This is a genomic window from Brevibacillus laterosporus, from assembly GCF_030489605.1.
In the GTDB taxonomy this organism is placed as follows: Bacteria; Bacillota; Bacilli; order Brevibacillales; family Brevibacillaceae; genus Brevibacillus_B; species Brevibacillus_B laterosporus_E.
Genome location: NZ_JAUKFY010000003.1, coordinates 268,254 through 288,720 on the forward strand (window position 1 = coordinate 268,254; position 20,467 = coordinate 288,720).

Here is a 20,467-nt window from a genome sequence, read left to right on the forward strand (position 1 = left end):
ATAAGACAATACTGAATCAGAATTTTTCTCCTTTTTTCCTTTCAAAAAAAGGTCTCAATCCCTGCTTTATCCCATACACTTCAGTACGTAGGTCAGGCTTAGCTTTTGCAGATGACGTCTCTCCAGCAGCCTATAGATGCTGTCAAAACACAAATGTATGGTAGCGTATTAACCTGCTTTCGGGCTGTCCTTACGAAAAAATAGATAAATACTGCAAGCTGTTGACCTGATCAGGTAAAATATCAGCTCTCCGTCTCTTAGCTAGCCCGGCTTGCGCATATAATAGGCCTAGCTGGGCTATTATTTGTTCCTTCTCGATTGAGCTGCGGTTCAGCCTTTCGAATAAAGTCGTAGCTTCGTGGTATTTCCTGCATCGAATAGCTAGAACTCCAGCGATCTGAAGAAGTCGCGGGGATAAATGAGTTTCCATTAGAAACATTTGGAGGAATTGAAGCCGGATAGAATGGGGCGCTCGAAGCAACGCAATTGCAAATGAATCATTCACTTCCTCTGTCCACCCTAAAGGGGAACAAGAACGATGCAGGTCTAACCATTTTTCCCAAGCTCCTATCACTAGCAATACTCGACTACAGGATTGGTATACAGATCGCGACAAAGCAATGATTTGGCCAGGCTTCCATCCAAATAAAGCTTGATACTCTTTTTGCCGTTGAGCTAACCGTAAGATGATTTCACAAGCCTTCGCGTATTCATTCATTTGCAGGAAAATCGCCCATAGTAAAAGATCAGCCTCAAGCTGTTTGTCCGCCTGCAAATGGGAATGAAAGCATTGCTGTGCTTCCCTTACGCTTACTAAAGCAAGCTCCTCCTTTCCAAGCTGTGCGAGGAAAATTCCTTTCCAAAGCGGATTATCGGTATAAGCATCCGGCAGTAGCAACTGATATTGTGTGAACCACTGCGGTTGATTTAATTCCATCAAATATCGCACGATACTGCTTTGTATCTGGGGAGACAATTTTCCCTTATATAACTGGAATTGCTCCACTAATTCTTGTATTTGATTAAAAGCTCCCCGTATACGGATTAATCTCTGCCAAGCAGCATGGAATTGCGGCTGAAAGGTCAAGGCTTCCTCATAGCAACGACATGATTTTTCATAAGAGAGCAGTCTTTCGTAAAGCAATCCTCTTATATAAAGGCTCCGGTAGGTTCCCGCTCCTGAACACGAGGTATATTTATGAGACACATCTCCCAGAAGGGTGGCTTTCTGCAATAGTGCAAGAGCTGAATCTAGCTCATTTTCTTCAATATGAAGAATGGCCCGCAGCTCGATCAGATCAACGAAATCTGGGTAATGGCGCAAAGCTTCCTCTATAGTGTTTTGCGCCTCTTTCGTATTGCCCATTTCTTTATAGGAAAACGCTAGCTTCAGCAACACATCCGGCATATAACCAACACGAAGAGGAACAGAAGAAAGTAGTGCTTCAAATAATACCCGCGCACTCTGGTATTCTTCCTGCTGAAAATATTCTGTTCCTAGAGCGTAAATCAACACAGGGTCATCCGACTTTTCCAGCAATGCCTTTTGGATAAGGGAAACCTTCCGGGCAGCTTTATTTTTTTGAGCGATAACATGGTCTATATAGCCATAGTGCTTAACAACCATAGGTGAAAATCTCACACCTTCTGGTTCCGCTTCAAGGATACACGTGGCAATCTCTTCATGAATCGTTCCTCGAAAGCGCAGGCGTTCATCATTTCGAAAAAAGCGACAAACCGAATCAGTGATAAATTCTTCTCCTGTAACGCCCACATAGCTTTGCAATTGGACATAATAACCAAACACTTCTGCTTCATCCATCATCTCTATCAACTGCTCGGCTGGTGGCACGACCCATTCCTCATCCGCATCTAGTACCAGAATCCACGGCTTGGTCGCATATTCCAAAGATAAATTTCTAGCCTCAGAGAAATCTCCCCTCCAAGGTATCGAGATAACCCGCGCTCCATAGCTCCTGGCAATTTCTATGCTTCGATCCTGTGAGCCTGTATCAACGATGATAATTTCTGAGACAGTATCGACTGCTGAAGATAAACAGCGTTCAAGGTGCTCCTCATCATCACAAACAATCATGCACAGGGATATTTGTAATGGTTTCATCTATACGCCCCTCCTTTTTAACCATAAGCGACATCATGTTTTTTTAGGTTACACCATCTGCTTGGGGTAAATGGAAGCCATTCTTTTTTAGCTGAAAGCTCCAGTGAATTCTTTTCTACCTGTTGGGAACCCGCTGAAGAATATAGCCATTTTTGCACTGTGAAGGCCTCCTGCTGTTCAGCCTGTAAAAAGCACATGCCCCCAGAAATAAGGAACTCCATGTACCTATATGTTGAAACCTTTTGCTACGTTCCTTGCCCATAAAAAAACACATCAATCGCTGTTATTGGAAGCTTTTTTGTGAAATTGAAGTACGCTGCTTAATGTAGTCGCTGTGATCGTTGCTACCAGCACGCTGGTTATCGTTCCATTTAAAATGTTCGTAATGGTCCCCACTGACAAATTGGCAGAGAGGTGGCCAATAGTACCGTCTAAAATAACGCCTAGCGCAATTCCATTACTGTCTGTATGGACAGCTGTGGGAGTACCTGACTATCTTGTACGAATATCAATGTACGTAACCTATTTGAAGTAACAGCAACCAAATCTGTTACGCTAGGCTTTCTTAAAACAAAAAAGCATACAAAAAAGGGCACTTTATTGCCTCTGCTTTGTATAGTAGCAGTAGACAATAAAGTGCCTTCTTTTTCCTGCTTTCGTCGGTTCATTACGTTAGACTAGATTTTGTAGCAATTGATTCAGTTCCTTTGTCGTTACATCACGCCATTCGCCTTTTTTGATGCCATCCAAATGAATATTCATAATACGTATCCGTTGCAAGCGCTGAACCTTATATCCAAATACCTGACACATTCGGCGGATTTGCCTATTTAATCCTTGGGTCAGAATGATTCGAAATGATCGTTCATTAATGCGATATACCTGACAAGGCTTGGTAGTAGTTCCAAGAATACGCACCCCGCTGGCCATTCCTTTTAGAAAAGAATCTGTAATCGGTTTATCCACCGTCACGATATATTCCTTATCATGGTTGTTTTCTGCCCGCAGAATTTTATTCACGATATCCCCATCATTCGTTAACAGGATAAGTCCCTCTGAGTCTTTATCTAGTCTCCCGATTGGAAAAATCCGTTCTGGATGATTGACGAAATCAATGATATTTCCCTTTATGTGCCTCTCTGTTGTACAAGTAATCCCAACAGGCTTATTTAGAGCAATGTAGATAGCTGCTTTCTTGATCCCCAGTGCTTTTCCGTCAATTTTTACATCGTCTTGACTGTCAGCTTGACTCCCTAGCTCTGCTACCACTCCATTAATCGTGACTCGCCCAGCCTCGATGAGCTTGTCTGCTTCTCGGCGGGAACAATAGCCTGTTTCACTAATAAATTTATTAATCCTCATGTCATGTATCCTTCTTCCATAGCAGATATTTCAGCCTAGGAATCTCTAGCTCAAAGTGATCTAAGGCATCATTTATTATACATGATTTATGATCTGCCTGACTCTGTCGTTTTTTCTTTCGATAAAAACCATCCACCTAGAGCGATTCCTACTAGAACTACATAGAAGATAATTTTCCAAGCTGTCATTGTTGCGAAGCTCTCTGGTAAAAAAGCCACATTGGGATGAGAGAAGGTGTATACCAGCAATTTGATCCCAACCCAGCCCACAATCAAAAAAGCAGCGGTTTCTAATCCAGGCCGTCGTTTTAACAACGCCACAAAATAATTGGCTGCAAATCTCATAATAATTAACCCGATTAATCCCCCTGTAAAAATCACTAGGAATTGCCCGCCATCCAGTCCACCAATCTTAGGCAGATTCGTTGAAGGAAGTGAAACAGCAAGTGCCACAGCAGCGAGGATGGAGTCTACTGCAAAAGCAAGATCAGCCAGCTCTACCTTTGCGACAGTGCCCCAGAAACTACCGGGTCCTTTTTTCTTAACCGTTTGCTTTTTTTCTTGGGGATTCCTGCCTTTTTTCCGAAAAATGTGGTTGATGGAGATGAATAGTAAATAAATAGCACCAAGCGCCTGAACCTGCCACACATCAACTAAGTAGGAAATGATAAACAACGAAGCAAAGCGAAAGATAAAAGCCCCGGCCAGGCCATAAAACAAGGCCTTTTTACGCTGTTTCTCTGGTAAATCCTTAACCATAATGGCTAGTACCAGCGCATTATCAGCTGCTAGAATTCCTTCCAAAGCCACTAATATGAGTAACACCCATCCGTATTCCATCAGCAATGACCCATTCATCAAAGCTAGCCTCCTCCTAATCGACATAAAAGCTTCTAAAATAATAGCTCGGCTTATTATGCTCCTAGTTGTCATAGATCAAACCGGTTGGATTAAAGAGGCATACCTTATACAGAAAAAAGGAACCAGCCCGGCACGCAAAAGTGTAACTGAGCTAGTTCCTTCTCCTTTAGATCATTTACATGGATTAGTTGGTTTGTTTGCCTTTATGGACCATGAAATAATAGCACAAAAGTGCTCCGACATCTGCTGCTGCTATTACAACGCCCATTGGGACAGCCGTTCCGCTTCCACCAATACCTACTAGGGGAGCAAGGAGCGCACCAAAGATCAATGACAAGACACCTAGCAAAGCAGAGGCACTGCCTGCCGCCTTTCCCTGACTTTGCATCGCGAGTGAAAATCCTGCCGTACTGACAATCCCCACGCACGATACGATTATAAATAAAGGTGGTAAAATAGCATATAATCCTGCACCTAGCAAAATCACAATCAGTAGACTAACGCCACCAATCGCCGCTAAAATCAACCCACTGATCATCAGCTTACTCTCGCTAATTTTACCAGCCAGCTTCCCGGTAATTTGGCTAGCAAGAATAATCCCCAAACCATTGATAGCGAAAAACACACTAAACATTTGCGCTGACACACCAAACATATTTTGCAGTACGAACGGTGATCCAGATATATAAGCAAACATGGCAGCGATCACCAAGCCTTGTGACAAAGCAAAGCCCATGAACATTTTATCTGCTAATAGATTTTTAAATGTAACCAAGGTGTTCTTGAATCCACCCGTGGAACGACGCTCGACAGGCAATGACTCAGGTAAACCAAACAGAACCACCAACAGCATAATAATCCCAATTGCACCTAATACTACAAAAACACCTTCCCACGGTGTAAAGAGTAAGAGCTGACTTCCAAAGATGGGAGCCGCAATAGGAGCAACCCCATTAACCAGCATTAAAAGGGCAAAAAATTTAGTTAATTCCGGGCCTACATAAATATCCCTTACCATCGCACGCGAAATAACAATTCCAGCTGAACCGGCAGCCCCTTGAATAAATCGGAGAGCCACTAAAGCCCATATGGAAGTGGAAAATACGCACAAAATAGAAGCGACTGCATAAATAGCCAGCCCAACCAGCAACGGTTTACGCCGACCTTGAATATCACTTAACGGTCCAGCAAACAACTGTCCCAGAGACAAGCCTAATAAACAAGCTGTCAAACTAAGCTGTACAGCCGAAGTAGTTGTTTGAAAATCGGTAGCCATTGCCGGCAAGGCAGGCAGATACATATCCAGCGAAAGCGGTCCAAACGCAGATAATGCGCCTAACACAATCGCTAGCCATAAGCGTTTTGATTTGGCAGCAGCTTCCGTAGCCGCTGACTGTGAAGAAGAATTCATACGATGTTACTTTCCTTTCTTAAAACCGAATAGGTAAGATTACAATTGTAACGATTATAGTTACATCACTAAACATCTGTCAAGCTTTTAAATGGAAAGTCCCTGATTAAAATCTAGCCTTTCTCTACAAAACCTGCTAACCTGACTCCTGTAACAAGATTGTAGAAGACGCATTATCAAAGCATACGTAACAGCAACAAGCTTATAAGGATAATATGTCCCAATATGGCTCCTGTGGTATCGGTAATAACAGTAAATATCTAATCAAAATCAAGCGCACTGTCTGTACATAAACCAAGCAATTTCAATCATGTAATCCCTTGCCCACATCTAAAAAAGTTCCCCCACAATTAGCCTCCAAAATTTCCTGCCCGTCCAACACCTCACCCATCACAACAATCGCCTGTCCCTTGTTTACTCCTATCCTACTTTATATAACATACTTTGTAAACTTTTATATTTACTATATTCCGCTTTGGCTTTTTACTTCTTGCTTTATCCATATAAAAAGCTGTTCAGCAATATGACTGAACAGCTTTTTTTACTCTCTTTCTTATTTGGTTCTCGTTCTTTTTTTCGAGAAGGCTGAGCGTCCTTGACCGGCTGAACGGCTTAGCTTTGCTTTTGATTTGCTTGGAGCTGTCCCTCCAGAGCGTTTTGCTCCTGATTTTGTCTCCTGACGTGTGCCTGGTCTTGAGCTTGGTTTGTTTTCTGTCCTTGTCCCTTGCTTTACTCCTGACTTTTGTCCCGGTCTCGTCTGATTATGCTTTGCCTGGCCTGATCGTGCTGACGACTTAGACCCAGCTTTCGATCCTGTAGCTGTTGCTCGATTACCGTCTCTTGCTTTTGACTGACGTCTATTTTGTGATTGTCCTGCCTTCTTGTCTGCCGTATGTCTTGCTGCTTCTTCATTAGATCTTTCTTGAGAAAAAGAAGTGCCATAGGCTTCTTTTTTCAGGGACTGCCCAATTCCCTTTTCAATCATATCTAAATACATCCGGTCTTTAGGAGCAACAAACGTGATCGCTACCCCTGTACCGCCAGCCCGCCCGGTTCTGCCGATCCGATGTATATAGCTCTCTACATCATGAGGAATGTCATAGTTAAACACATGCGTGACCCCTTCCACATCCAAACCGCGGGCAGCGACATCGGTGGCCACCAAAAATTGCAGGCTTGCTTCCCGGAAGCGTTTCATGACTTGTTCGCGTTTGGCTTGTGATAAATCGCCATGAAGCTCGTCACTAGCATAACCAAATCCTTGCAAGGCTTCATTTAAAGTAGAAGCTCTTCGTTTGGTTCGGCAGAAGATCACCGCTAAAAAAGGACGGCATTCATCAATAGCCTGGCGCAAGGCCGCTTGTTTGGCCCGGTCGGTCGTCTCGATTGCACGTTGCTCGATGTTAGCTACCGCGATCCCTTCACTCTTCGCCTGAATCGTGACAGGCTGGCGCATAAAGCCTTTTGCCAGACTTTGGATTTGCTTTGGCATAGTCGCTGAGAATAATAGCGTCTGTCTCGTTGGTGACGTGGCTTTGATAATCTCTTCTACTTCAGGTAAAAAACCAAGATGCAACATCTGATCCGCTTCATCAAGAACTAGCTGAGACACCTGCCCAAGCTGTATCGTGCCTCTCCGCATATGATCAAGCAATCGCCCCGGAGTAGCAATCACGATCTGCCGGCTGCCTCTTAATTTCTTCATCTGCCGCTCTACATCCTGTCCGCCATAGATGGCTAGCACCTGCACCCCAGACCTCGTAAAAACAAGCTTGTTTACCTCAGCGGTAATTTGTAGGGCTAATTCACGAGTCGGTGTCACAATTAGAGCTTGTACATCCGGATTTTCAGGATTTATCATCTGTAAAATAGGCAAAACAAAAGCTAATGTCTTGCCCGTCCCCGTCTGTGCCTGAGCAATTACATCCACCCCGGTTAATACTGCAGGAATTCCTTTCTCCTGAATCGCTGTAGGTGAGTGTAATCCATTCTGTTGAAGTGCTTTTTCTATTGAAGCCTGTATTCCTAATGACTGAAATTTTGGCAAAACCGCCACCTCTTCCCGTAACCAATAACAATTCCTGTAGCTATCACTTTTTGCAGACAGCCATTCCAATAAAATAACGAACCTGATCACGCGGCTTCTCAAACGTTAATCCACGCTGGTAATAAATTTCTACCTCAGAAAAGCGAATAAATAGTTGCTCAAATTCCTCAGGAGTTAGCTGGTGAACATGAAACGGTTCACTAGTGGGCATCCCTCTTCCTCTGCCAAATGGACTAGAAAGCACTAATGTACCCCCAGGCTTTAGCATATGATATATATTTTCCAAAAATAGCTGATCATCTGCCACATGCTCAATTGTTTCAAAGCTAAGAATCGTATCAAACATACCTAATTTTTCGGGAAGCTTAGGATCGAGTGCATCATGCTGTAAGTATGTAACCTTTTGATGATTGTACTCACGATTTGCATAACATATCGTCTCTTGATCTACATCTACACCAATCAGCTCTGTCACCTCCCGCTTGCGTTCCTTCACAACCATGTGACACCCATAGCCAGTGCCACAGGCAATATCTAGAACTCTCCCCCGACAGTACGGAGTTGAGAAATAATACCTCGCTAGATGCTCCAACAGCATTCCATTCATCGGCTTGAGCAATTTAGGAATAATGCGTTCCCCTGTCCACTCTAACAAAATCCAATCACCTTCTATATCCGCTTCTTTTTTCTTCTTCATTATACAGATGCCTTACCAACAAAAAAAACTGCCGCTTGGATTATTATCATCACAAACGACAGATATAATAGGTAAGTCATCTATCTCAACCTGCAATTGTTTTATCTGGAAATGGATATTATGTTCATTGATAAACCATGCAATATTGTTCTATCTGACTCTTTGGCAAAGGTATTACTTCAATTGTGGTAAATTGATATCGCTCATATAAAGCAATGTTTTGAGGGTTTTGAGTTTCTAGCGTACATACGATGTTTCGCTGATTACATTCCTCTAAAAGAGGCTTCATAATTTTACTCACGTACCCTTGCCCCCGAAACTGTGGTTGCACCACGAGCATATCCAAATGCATATACACTCGTCCCTCAAACACAGACAGCCAAGCAGAGCTCATACAGCGCAGAATAGCCAATCCTCGGCAAAATCCCCTAAGTCCAATATACTTGCTAGCTTTCAGCGACTTAACGATTGTACGACAGATATCCCACATGTATCTGTATGCAGGCAATGCTTCTGCCTTTTCCGATCTGTATACTAATGCAACAGCTTCCAGTCTACCGGAGGTCGCATATAAATCAGAGTAATCATACAGCATGGTAACATAGTTTGTAAAAAAGATCTGTAAAACCTTCAGTCTGGTAGAACGGTCAGGCAGGATATGCTGATACAGTGGGTCTTCCATAAATCCTTCTGCCAATACATTCGCTGCTCGGCCAATCTCGTTACGGCTTAACTTAACTATGTGCTCGCTACAAATAGTTCCACCCCATTGAATAGTTTGTAAGCTAAGCTATCCATTTGCTGTTAGCTTATCCTTCCATGGTACAGCTTGGGCTGGAACGCCGTCAAATCGAGCAGGTAGAGTGACGCCGGAACATTGTATGATCATTGTGTTCCTGCATGAATGCTGGTAGACGCATTCTTTTTAAAGGTATACGCAAGTACAGGTTCTCTGATGAATCGACCATTTATCATTGGGAAGGCATACTCTAATTTTACTGGGTTTTGTTCTATATATTTACGTGCTGCCTCCTCGGAAGAAAGGGCTTTCCTGATATCTGCAAAGGTTTCTGTCCCATCTGCTAATGATAAAAACATACCCAATACCGCTTTCGTCTCTACATCAATCGTGATTTTGTATGTCTGATCAAATATAGGCACTCCCTGATACGAACGATAAAAAACGATGGATTCTTCACCAAATGGGTTCCCTTTTTGGTGTTGACGGAGCATACGCAACTCCCTGACACTCTCGTCCAAATATGGTTGTAAAAACTCCAGCGCTGTCTCCTCCAGCTCTTTATCAGAGAATTTCTTTTCCTTTATCTTTTGCGTACGATCCATCTTTTTAATGCTAAATTGTTTCACACGATCTCCTAGTGTAATTACTTTATAGAAGATATCATCCCGGCTACCATCGTATTCTGTCTCCCCCTCGCCCATCATATATTTTGGCACATTGCTTACCCCTAAAGCTAATCCCTTGGTATCTACCCCAAACGAAGCTAATACATCGGTGGCTTCCTGTGGATTTGTTACGATGACTTGTTTTTTTCCCGGCGTAACAGTAATAACGGGGGAGAATTGTACTTCGTAGCCATGCGAAACTTGAATCTGTTCACCAGTCTGAGCATTCAGGTACGTAGCCATTCCATCTCTATATTTCAGCTCATAGGTTTTCGCATCCGGTCCCTTTCTGCCCTTAGGCATATAGACCAATTGTAAATTCTCAGCAAATTTCTTTTCTAAAATAGGCATTTCCAATAGCTCAACAGGTTTTTTAAATTTGGAAATATCCATGGTAAGTCCAGCAGATTCCCCTGCATTCGCATATCGAATCGTTCCCTTTTCTCCAACCCCTATTGCATAATAATCTTCAGCCACTGGAATATCATTTACATAGCGCTGATAAAAAACGGTAGCAACCTTTTCCTCCTTATTAATTTCTACCTTCCCTAAACGATACTGTTGCTTCTGAGTTCCTAGCATGGTAGTGAGAAATTCCTCTGCCACTTTTTTGGCAACCGCCTCTGAAGGAGCTTCGGTATCAGGAGCAGAGGGATTTTCTTGAAAAAGAGACAGGAGCGTACCGTCACTAGCATCAATCTGAGCATCCGCATACAGTATCGCCTTGTTATTTTCCTTTTTACGGAATATGATCCTATACTGATCTCGATGTGCTTGGCTTATACTGAAAGTTTTATCTGCTGATTGAAGCGCGGGAACAATGCCGTACAGCTTTTCTATTGTTTTTTTAGCAGCATGGCTCATCTCATTTTCTGAGCTAATCGGTTTATGTTGAAAAGAAAGGTTACTATTATTAGATAAAGGATAAGCAAATGTAACAAGCAGGAGAATAACGGCTGCAGATAAACCCCACTGCGAAACTAAACGAGTCCATCTACGCTGTTTTTGTCTTCTTTTCACCTTGTTCATCAATGCTCTATCCAGTGTTTGGGGAAATTCTCTTCTGGGCAGTGAATCATAGCTTTCTCTAATTTTTCGAAATAGTGCCTTATCATCGGGAAAGTTCATGCTCCCATCCCCCTTCCCAGTAGCCTTTCAAATAGGTTCGTAATTGTTTCACAGCACGATGGAAATCTACTCGCACCTTAGCCTCGCTGCATTCTAAGATTTCCGCTGTTTCCTTTATACTGAATTCCTTTAACCCTCGCAGAATAACAACACTGCGATATTTAGGCTTAAGTCGGAGCATAGCCGATATCATGAGTTCCTTTTCTTCTTTTGCCTCAAGTTCTGATTCAGGGCGTCCAAGCTTAGACGGAAGGCCCATTATTGGTTCCATGCTCAGCCAGGCACGAATTCTTCTTTTGCGTCCATAGTCGATGGCGACATGCTTAGCAATGCTAAGAATCCATGTTTTCATACTGGAGCGTTCCTCATAACGCGGCAATGCATCCAGAACTCTGATAAAAACCTCCTGTGTTAAATCCTCTGCATTGTTTCGATTACCCGTAAAATATATCATAAATTGATAGACTTCCAGATAATGCTGTTCATACACTAGCCTGCTTCTTCCTTCAATATCATTTGTATGGTACAAGAGAGTCTCCACCTACTCTACAGCAAATTAATCAAAAGCTATGTAAATTGATACCGATCCATCTTTTTAGAATCAGATGGATCGGCAGGAAAGGCTATTTATTTACTACTTCCCCAGTTATAGCATCGATAGTTCCCGTATTCTTGTTACTTTGTGTATAAACCAATGATGGCTCCTTCACAACTTGATTATTGATTATCGGGAAGCCGTATTCTAGTTTTACTGGTTGTTTCTCTAGATACTTACGAGCAGCCTCTTCTACAGAGATGACTTGGCTGGCATCTGCGAGGGTTTCAGTCCCGTCCGTTACGCTTAAAAACATGCCCTGAATTGCTCCCGTCTCTGCGTTAACAGTGACGCTATAGGCTTGAGTGATACCAGGAATTCCTTGATACGAGCGATAAAAAACAACTGTTTCATTCGCATCAGTAAGATTAATGGTTTTATGCTTCTTATTCATGCGCAGTTCTGTCACGTCCTTATCTAAATACGGCTGTAAAAATTCTAATGCCTTCGCCTCAATCTCTTTATCCGAGAGCTTCTTCTCTTTCACCTTTTGTGTTCGATCCACCTTTTGAACGCTAAATTTAATTACTCGTCCTCCGTGTGTTTTTACTCCATAAACGGTTCCATTTTGATTAGCAACATACTCTGCTTCACCTTGACCCTTCATAAAATCTGGAACCTTGCTTGATGTAAGTACCAGTCCCTTTGTATCTACTCCGAATGAAGCTAATGCCTCCGTCGCTTCTTGCGGAGTTTTGGCCATGATCTGTTTATTTCCCGGAGTAACAGTAATGGTCGGCGAAAGCTCTCCTTGATAGCTTGCAGCAAGCTGAACCTTTTCACCTGTCTGTGCATCTAAAACAGGGAACCAATCTTTATACTTTAACTCAAATATTTTAGCATCGGCTCCCTCTCTACCCTTCGGCATGTAGACTAATTCCAAATGCTTAGCAAATGCTTTTTCAATGTCCTGTCCCGTAAGGAGCGTGGTTGGCTTCTTAAATTTGGAAACATCCATGGAAAGTCCGGTAGATGCCTTTGCATTCGCATATCGAATCTTTCCTTTTTCTCCAACCCCTATTACATAACCATCTTCAGCCACTGGGATATCATTTACATAGCGCTGATAAAAAACGGTAGTAATCTTTTGCTCTTGATTAATTTCTACTTTCTCTAGACGATACTGTTGCTTCTGACTTCCTATCATGGCGGTTAGGAACTCTTCTGCCGCTTTCTTTGCTATTGCTTCTGCAGGGGCTTTGGTATCAGGTGCGGACGGATTTTCTTGGGAAAAGGACAGAAGTGTACCGTCTTTAGCATCAATCTGAGCATCGGCATACAACGTTGCCTTGTTATTGTCCTTTTTACGGAAAATAAGCTGGTACTGTTCACGGTATTGTCCATTGCTCACATTAATATGTTTCTGTGCTTCTTTAAAAACTGGAAATGTTTTATATAGCTTAGCCAGTGTCTGTTTAGCAGCATCGCTTACTTGTGTTTCAGGGATAGACTGATTAGCGGCTGCTGAAACACTCTTGGCTGATACCTGATCTTGCAACCAATAAGGCGTTGTGGAAAGCATGCTTACAAGGCACAGCGTAGAAATTATTTTTTTTGACAGCTTTTTATGTTGGTTCATTATATTTTCCTCCCTTGATCATGTCATTTTGTTCTTCATAGGGTTTAGTCGAAACCTATTAGCAAATGTTACAAAAATTTTTTCTATTTCATTTTTAACCGATTAAATCATCAAAATTCTTCCTTCCCTAAAAAAATCCAAAAACATATTTGTACTTTTTTTCACTTATCAAAAATGCCAAAAATGACATCAAATTGATACAATTCGTGGCGAATTTGTGATTTTTTTAACATCCAATGTGTAATAGCCCCATCTCTACCACAATCAGGTGCTTGCCATTTAGGCAAGAAAGCATAAAATGAAGGTTGGGCAGTAAGCGCTTTTACTTTTTCGAGGTAGATGGGAACATATTAAAATTATTTTTTATATGCTCATAAGCAGATTGTCTAACATCTTGCCAAAATTGTTAGAGCTTCAAATGAGGTATTTTGCACAAAACTGTTTCCATAAAAAAAACCGTATTGAATTAACTTAAAAATGATTCTATACTGTTATTTTTAACATTTGTGCAATATCCCAATATAGTTATTGCATGAGGCTTCTTGTTTTCAATCATCACCGATTTCACACCCTAGGAGGTCAACCATGATTCATTGCATACTGAACAACAAACCACAACTTATTCTACATGGCGTATGCCTCACCTGTAGTAATCCTTCCTTACGTTTAAGGCGTTCAATTTAACATTCCTATAAATGAAGTCTATTCATATCGCTAGGAACCCTATTTTTATATGTGGTTTCGTATTGAAAGTAATCTCATAGAACATTGGTAAACGACTTTCACCTAGGGCAGAAATCTCCCGTCTTCCTTCGACTAATACACATCTCAGAGAAAGGGGTCACTTATGAGACACAAAGGGTCGTTTCTTTTCATGTTTTTTTGTCTTGCTCTTTTATTATCCGGTTGTGAGCCATTAATGGTTCTTGATCCAAAAGGACCTGTTGCCAAAATACAATCGGACACCATTATTTTTTCTATGTGGGTTATGGCTGGTGTATTATTTGTAGTTTATGTTTTATTTGTTTACATGCTGGTGAAATATCGCGCTACCAAAGCGAACGAGGGCTATGTACCTCCGCACGAGGAAGGCAGTAAGCTGTTAGAAATTACATGGACAGCCATTCCAATTGTCATTGTAGTGATTTTATCTGTTATTACTGTCAAAACACTGGATCAAGTGGAAAACAAGCCAGCCGGCTATGACGATCAGAAGCCAATGATCATTTATGCTTCGTCCTCTAACTGGAAATGGCATTTTAGTTATCCTGAGGAAAACATTGAGACGGTTAACTACCTGAATATCCCGACAAACCGTCCGATCGAATTCCGTCTGTATTCGTACGGACCAATCACGAGCTTCTGGATTCCACAGCTTGGCGGTCAAAAATATGCGATGTCCGACATGGTTACCAAATTACATTTTGCCGCTGATCATCCGGGTTCGTTTATGGGTAAAAACTCTAACTTCTCCGGCAGAGGCTTTGCACAAATGGAATTTGAAGTTCTAGCAATGTCACCTGCTGATTATTCAAAATGGGTGGATGAAGTAAAGAAAACGGCTCCTAAATTGACAGAGCCTGAATTTGATAGCGTGCTTGACATGGAGCATGTAGGAAGAAAAACATATTCTTCCACACACTTATCATTTAGACCAGCGCCTGAGGGTGCCCATGGCGGTCATAATCATGGAGGCGGAACAACAACTGAATCGGAGCCACACTCTTCTTCTGAGCACTCTGGGCATTCTGATTCTTCTTCCGAGCACTCCGAGCATTCCGAAATGAATCACGACCAGCATAAGAAATAACTAGCTCAGAAAGGAGTCAAATCGGTTATGAAATGGGACGAATTTTTCGTTACAGGTGAACCGATGATCTATGGCGCTATGGCAAGTATTGTGCTTGCCACGATCGCTATCATTGGCGGTTTAACCTACTTTAAAAAATGGGGCTACTTGTGGAGAGAATGGCTCACTACAGTTGACCATAAGAAAATCGGTGTTATGTACATCATTGCCGCTCTGCTCATGCTATTCCGCGGTGGCGTAGATGCTGTAATGATGCGTATTCAGCTAGCTGTACCTGATAATACCTTCTTAAATTCGCAACATTACAATGAGGTCTTTACAACACACGGTATAATCATGATCCTCTTTATGGCGATGCCGTTTATCATTGGACTCATGAACGTGGTTATTCCTCTGCAAATCGGTGCGCGAGACGTAGCATTCCCGCGTCTTAATGCCGTTAGCTTCTGGCTGTTTTTCGCAGGTGCGATGCTATTTAACATCTCCTTTGTTATTGGTGGATCGCCTGACGCAGGATGGACTGCTTACTTCCCGTTGGCAAGTAAAGAATTCAGCCCTACAGTAGGTAACAACTACTATTCCATTGCTTTACAAATTGCGGGTATTGGTACACTGATGACCGGTGTTAACTTTACTGCAACCATTTTAAAAATGCGTGCTCCTGGTATGAAAATGATGGACATACCAATGTTTACATGGTCTGTTCTTATTACTTGCGTTATCATCATGTTTGCCTTCCCTGTATTAACAGTAGCGTTGGCACTGATGATGTTTGATCGTCTATTTGATAGTCAGTTCTTTACAATGGCTAACGGCGGTATGGATATGCTATGGGCCAACCTGTTCTGGATTTGGGGTCACCCTGAGGTATATATCGTTGTTCTGCCTGCGTTCGGTATCTATAGCGAAATCATCGCTACTTTCTCGAAAAAGAACCTCTATGGATATACTTCCATGGTTGTCAGTATGGTAGCTATTTCCTTGCTTTCTTTCGTGGTTTGGGCTCACCATTTCTATACAATGGGTCACGGCAGTGCGGTGAATGGGTTCTTCTCAATCACCACAATGGCCATAGCAGTCCCGACAGGGGTAAAAATATTCAACTGGCTCTTCACACTGCGTAAGGGTCGGATTGAATTTACGACACCAATGCTTTATTCACTAGCCTTTATCCCGATCTTTACGATTGGTGGGGTAACAGGTGTTATGCTTGCGATGGCTAGTGCTGACTACCAATACCACAACACCATGTTCCTAGTAGCTCACTTCCACTATGTGTTGATTCCTGGTACGGTGTTTGCGGTTATTGCCGGTATGTACTACTGGTTCCCGAAAGTCTTTGGCTTTAAATTGAATGAACGTCTAGGTAAAATCAGCTTCTGGGTTATTGCTGTTTCCTTTAACGTGACATTCCTGCCTCTATTCTTCCTAGGATTGAATGGTATGACACGTCGTATGTACACATACTCTGCTGGAACCGGCTTTGGTCCGCTGAATCTGATTGCTACCATCGGGTCTATTGGTTTAACGCTTGGCTTTGTTTTATTGGTTTACAACATCTACTGGAGCTGCCGTTACAGTCCGCGCGATGTAAGCGGAGATCCATGGGGTGGACGTACGCTAGAATGGAGCACGCACAGTCCTGTACCTGAGTACAACTTTGCAGTAATGCCTAATCACACTGGTCGTGACGCCTTCTGGTTTGCAAAACAAAAAAATCTACCGATGTTTACGGATAAAATTGAACCGATTCACATGCCAAATAACAGCGGGCAACCGTTTATTCTTGGTATAATTTTCTTCTTCTTTGGATTCTTCCTGGTATTTAGCTGGTGGACTCCTGCGATTATTTCAGGAATTCTTGTAATCGTCATGCTAGCTGTTCGCTCGTTTGAACGAGATCATGGCAGACACATTCCCGTTAAGGAAATCATCGAGACTGAGGAAAGATTGCGGGGTGATCGTGTATGAAAATAGATAAATCCCTTCCGCTTGAATATCGTACGGAAGAGAATCAATTGAAGATTTTGGGATTCTGGTTATTCTTAGGTGCCGAGATCGTGCTGTTCTCTACCCTATTTGCTGTATATTTTACTTTGTGGCAACGTACGGGTCACGGTCCTACAGCATCTCATCTTTTTGAGCTAAAAGGCGTCATGATTGAAACGATCCTCCTGTTAACCAGCAGTTTCGTTTGTGGACTAGCTATTCACAGCATGCGTCTTGGTTTTAAAAAGCCTACGTTAGTCTTTCTGATCATTACTCTTTTACTGGGATTAGGCTTCCTGGGTGTTGAGATTTTTGAGTTTATCACTTACGTTAATGAAGGTGCTACTCTGCAAACCAGTGCCTTTTTATCCAGCTTGTTTGTTCTTTTAGGCACACACGGAGCGCACGTTACCTTTGGTCTATTATGGGGAATTGGAATCATTATGCAGATGAAACGTGAAGGTATTAATGAGATTACCGCAAACAAGACTTTCATCTTCTCCCTATACTGGCACTTCCTTGACGTTGTCTGGATCTTTATCTTCAGCTTTGTCTACTTGAAAGGATTGATGTAATATGAAACAGCTATTCCCGATTCGTCACGTCATGGGATATATCTTTTCCCTCATCCTTTCTCTGGTTGCCTTAGCCGTCGTCTTTTGGGACATGTCACCAGCAGTAGGAATGACCATCCTGTCGGTATGTGCGATTATTCAAGCGTCCTTGCAGTTGTTTGTCTTCATGCATATCAATGAAGAAAATTCAACAGCAAACTCGCTATATATGAATGTTGGTTACGCCCTATTTGTAGGCCTAGTCACCATTTTTGGTACTTTATTCACAATGATTTGGGGATACTAGTTTTTCCCTGCGCAGCATAAATAGGTGTTAGCTTACCGGGTCAGCGTACAGAAATAACCAAATTCTGCACGCTGGCCTTTTTTGTGCAAAGAAACGCTAGAGGGACAGACTGCTCCCTTGAAAAAGGCCGTTGTTTCAGCCGGTTATCCATCAGATCTCTTTGTAACCTTTTTGAGACCTATTCACCCCGCCCTCCCTCTATACTAATGTGTAGAGATACAAGATGATCAGGGGGACACAGCAATCATGAGAAAGCTTTTACTGGGTGCCATGGCACTTCTACTTGTCATACTAGTCATGGGTTGCTCTCATCATATATCTACTCCAGCCGGACACGCTGCACTAAAAGAAGAGCAAACAGCAAGTGCCACCCCATCAAAGGATGGTATTCATAAAAGTAAGGAAGGTACATTTTCCTTTTGAATTGCCGCTAACTGAAGAGGAAACGATAAAGCTATCAAACTATCTGGTGAAAAAACTCAGGAAATGGCACCAGTGGCAAAACGCGTTTCCCCATTCCTACTTTCCTTAAACAAACCAGCCTGAAAATCAATCGCAGCACATAGCGATTTATGAAAAATGTACGTGGTTGTGAGTAAAGCAGCATTACCTACTATTAAATAATCATAGTTGAGCATTTTTGACTTGCTTATCGATCAAAACAGCACTTAGCAGACGGAAAAGTCTACGGGGTGTTGTTTTTTCTCTATCAAATTCCCCTACAGGATAGGATTACCTATGATAACTTACCTACATTTCCTTAAAATAAGGTTGTTCCTTTATATTTTTTTTGTATAATGAAGACTGTTATTTAGCTCACGAAATACAATATGTTAGCGAAAAGGATGAACATAATGAATATACAGCCGCTATTTTTACAACCTGTTTTTCAAGAACGCATTTGGGGCGGAACGGCCCTACGTGATCGTTTTCCATACGATATTCCTTCTGATAAAACCGGTGAATGCTGGGCCATTTCTGCTCATCCAAACGGTATGTGTGTCGTGCTAAACGGTCCTCATCAGGGAAAAACGTTAGCAGAACTCTGGGAAAACAACAAAGAATTGTTTGGCCATCATCAAAGCGAAAAATTCCCACTGTTGACTAAAATTCTTGATGCCAATGATGATTTATCGGTTCAAGTACACCCTAATGACGAATACGCTCATGAGCACGAGAATGGGGAATACGGGAAGACAGAATGCTGGTACATCATTGATTGTGACGAGGATGCTGAGCTAGTATTTGGCCATAACGCAAAATCAAAAGCAGAAGTAGAAGAGATGATCATGGGCGGAAAATGGTCTGATTTCTTGCGTAAAGTAAAAATCAAGCCGGGTGATTTTTTCTATGTCCCTAGTGGAACAATTCATGCCCTGTGCCAAGGAACGCTGGTGCTAGAAACACAGCAAAGCTCTGACACTACCTATCGTGTATATGACTATGATCGCGTGGATGATCACGGAAAAAAACGCGATCTGCACCTAAAGAAAGCAATTGACGTAACAACTGCTCCACATGTCGATACAAACCCAACCATTACGGTACAAAAAAACGGCGATGCTACCATCACGACATACGTAACGAATGAATTCTTCTCTGTATACAAATACGAAATCAATGGCACGGCTACGTTTGAACAGGATCAGGCTTTCTTATTAGTAAGCGTGCTAGCTGGTACAGGAACCCTTGAAAAGGATGGGCAATCCTATGAATTAAAGAAAGGCGACCACTTTATCCTCCCAGCTAAATTTGGGGCCTATAAGCTGACTGGCTCCTTAGAAGTAATGGTTTCTCATCCATAAATAAAGAAATGCATGAAGCAAAAAGTAGCCTGAAGAATAACTAGGCTACTTTTTGGCTCTTATTGACACAATACTACTAGTGAATTCTTGCCTACCTTTCACTGGAGAGGAGATTGCTATGAAGGTATTAGTTGTTGACGATGAAAATAGTTTACAAAATCTAATACGCCTGACCTTAGAAATAGAGGGCCATCAGGTGCTAGTGGCAGCTAATGGAGAAGAGGCTTTAGCTCAATGGGAGCAACGACCAGACATGATTATCTTAGATGTCATGCTCCCTGACATAGATGGCTATCAACTATTGCGGGAATTCCGTGAGAAGGATAGCGATATTCCCATCATTATGCTAACGGCTAAAGGGCAAATTAATGATAAATTATTAGGGTTGCAGCTTGGTGCTGATGATTATATCACCAAGCCCTTTCATAGTACGGAGCTTCTGCTTCGGATTAAAATCATTGAACGACGTATGGAAAAAATAAAAGAGAAGCCGGACCCGGATCATCTGAAAATCGATCGCTTTCTCATCCATCCGAACGAGCGAAAAGTATTTCTTGACGGAAAAGAAATAACCCTAACGTACAGAGAATATGATTTGTTGTTTTTGCTATTAAAAAATAGACAACGCGTATTTACCCGAGATGATCTTCTAATGAAGGTTTGGAAGTTCGAATATCCAGACAATACACGGGCCGTCGATATCATGATCCAACGTTTGCGCAAAAAACTAGGCTCATACGGAGATAAAATTAAAACCGTATATGGTGTAGGCTATAAAATTGATTGTTAGGTGA

18 protein-coding genes are annotated in these 20,467 nt (G+C 42.1%); 7 read left to right on the forward strand and 11 right to left on the reverse strand.

Going from position 1 to position 20,467, the window contains the following annotated elements:
• Positions 1-190: 190 nt before the first annotated feature.
• From QZ995_RS04840 to QZ995_RS04890, 11 genes are all read right to left on the reverse strand, one after another.
• On the reverse strand, positions 191-2,122 hold the full coding sequence (locus tag QZ995_RS04840) for a tetratricopeptide repeat-containing glycosyltransferase family 2 protein (RefSeq protein WP_301803797.1): 1,932 nt from the start codon (positions 2,120-2,122) through the stop codon (positions 191-193).
• Positions 2,123-2,139: 17 nt separating this feature from the next.
• Positions 2,140-2,280: a hypothetical protein gene (locus tag QZ995_RS04845; RefSeq protein WP_301803800.1), complete on the reverse strand. Its 141-nt coding sequence runs from the start codon at positions 2,278-2,280 to the stop codon at positions 2,140-2,142.
• A gap of 514 nt (positions 2,281-2,794) precedes the next feature.
• Complete coding sequence (gene rluF / locus QZ995_RS04850) at positions 2,795-3,484, reverse strand: 23S rRNA pseudouridine(2604) synthase RluF (protein WP_301803803.1); 690 nt, start codon at positions 3,482-3,484, stop codon at positions 2,795-2,797.
• Positions 3,485-3,570: 86 nt separating this feature from the next.
• Positions 3,571-4,341, reverse strand: a complete 771-nt coding sequence (locus tag QZ995_RS04855; protein ID WP_301803806.1) for a TerC family protein — start codon at positions 4,339-4,341, stop codon at positions 3,571-3,573.
• Between the two features lie 187 nt (positions 4,342-4,528).
• Positions 4,529-5,755: a multidrug effflux MFS transporter gene (locus QZ995_RS04860; RefSeq protein WP_301803808.1), complete on the reverse strand. Its 1,227-nt coding sequence runs from the start codon at positions 5,753-5,755 to the stop codon at positions 4,529-4,531.
• 553 nt (positions 5,756-6,308) lie between these two features.
• Entirely contained in the window at positions 6,309-7,802 is a 1,494-nt protein-coding gene (locus tag QZ995_RS04865) for a DEAD/DEAH box helicase (protein WP_301803810.1), read from the reverse strand.
• A gap of 43 nt (positions 7,803-7,845) precedes the next feature.
• Entirely contained in the window at positions 7,846-8,499 is a 654-nt protein-coding gene (locus QZ995_RS04870) for a class I SAM-dependent methyltransferase (RefSeq protein ID WP_301803812.1), read from the reverse strand.
• A gap of 124 nt (positions 8,500-8,623) precedes the next feature.
• Positions 8,624-9,196 (reverse strand): GNAT family N-acetyltransferase, encoded by a 573-nt coding sequence (locus QZ995_RS04875; RefSeq protein WP_301803814.1) that lies wholly within the window; start codon positions 9,194-9,196, stop codon positions 8,624-8,626.
• A gap of 188 nt (positions 9,197-9,384) precedes the next feature.
• Positions 9,385-11,034: a YcdB/YcdC domain-containing protein gene (locus QZ995_RS04880; protein WP_301803816.1), complete on the reverse strand. Its 1,650-nt coding sequence runs from the start codon at positions 11,032-11,034 to the stop codon at positions 9,385-9,387.
• Positions 11,018-11,563 carry an RNA polymerase sigma factor gene (locus QZ995_RS04885; protein WP_064018317.1) on the reverse strand — a complete coding sequence of 182 codons (546 nt, stop codon included), beginning with the start codon at positions 11,561-11,563 and terminating at the stop codon, positions 11,018-11,020. Before QZ995_RS04885 ends, QZ995_RS04880 begins: the two co-directional genes overlap by 17 nt.
• Before the next feature lie 94 nt (positions 11,564-11,657).
• On the reverse strand, positions 11,658-13,208 hold the full coding sequence (locus QZ995_RS04890) for a YcdB/YcdC domain-containing protein (protein WP_301803827.1): 1,551 nt from the start codon (positions 13,206-13,208) through the stop codon (positions 11,658-11,660).
• An 847-nt stretch (positions 13,209-14,055) separates the two neighbouring features.
• On the opposite strand from QZ995_RS04890, the gene qoxA reads away from it, so the two are divergent.
• From qoxA to QZ995_RS04925, 7 genes are all read left to right on the forward strand, one after another.
• Positions 14,056-15,018 carry a cytochrome aa3 quinol oxidase subunit II gene (qoxA, locus tag QZ995_RS04895; RefSeq protein WP_031412733.1) on the forward strand — a complete coding sequence of 321 codons (963 nt, stop codon included), beginning with the start codon at positions 14,056-14,058 and terminating at the stop codon, positions 15,016-15,018.
• Positions 15,019-15,045: 27 nt separating this feature from the next.
• Positions 15,046-16,989 carry a cytochrome aa3 quinol oxidase subunit I gene (gene qoxB / locus QZ995_RS04900; protein ID WP_301803833.1) on the forward strand — a complete coding sequence of 648 codons (1,944 nt, stop codon included), beginning with the start codon at positions 15,046-15,048 and terminating at the stop codon, positions 16,987-16,989.
• Positions 16,986-17,582 carry a cytochrome aa3 quinol oxidase subunit III gene (gene qoxC / locus QZ995_RS04905; RefSeq protein WP_031412730.1) on the forward strand — a complete coding sequence of 199 codons (597 nt, stop codon included), beginning with the start codon at positions 16,986-16,988 and terminating at the stop codon, positions 17,580-17,582. The genes qoxB and qoxC overlap by 4 nt, the downstream gene beginning before the upstream one ends.
• 1 nt (position 17,583) lies before the next feature.
• Positions 17,584-17,868, forward strand: a complete 285-nt coding sequence (gene qoxD / locus QZ995_RS04910) for a cytochrome aa3 quinol oxidase subunit IV (RefSeq protein WP_301803839.1) — start codon at positions 17,584-17,586, stop codon at positions 17,866-17,868.
• A gap of 246 nt (positions 17,869-18,114) precedes the next feature.
• A complete protein-coding gene (locus QZ995_RS04915) occupies positions 18,115-18,291 on the forward strand; it encodes a hypothetical protein (protein WP_301803841.1) in 177 nt (58 codons plus the stop codon).
• Between the two features lie 431 nt (positions 18,292-18,722).
• Positions 18,723-19,673 carry a mannose-6-phosphate isomerase, class I gene (gene manA, locus QZ995_RS04920; RefSeq protein ID WP_301803843.1) on the forward strand — a complete coding sequence of 317 codons (951 nt, stop codon included), beginning with the start codon at positions 18,723-18,725 and terminating at the stop codon, positions 19,671-19,673.
• A 118-nt stretch (positions 19,674-19,791) separates the two neighbouring features.
• Positions 19,792-20,463, forward strand: coding sequence for a response regulator transcription factor (locus QZ995_RS04925; protein WP_301803847.1), 672 nt, complete (start codon positions 19,792-19,794; stop codon positions 20,461-20,463).
• Positions 20,464-20,467 lie beyond the last annotated feature (4 nt).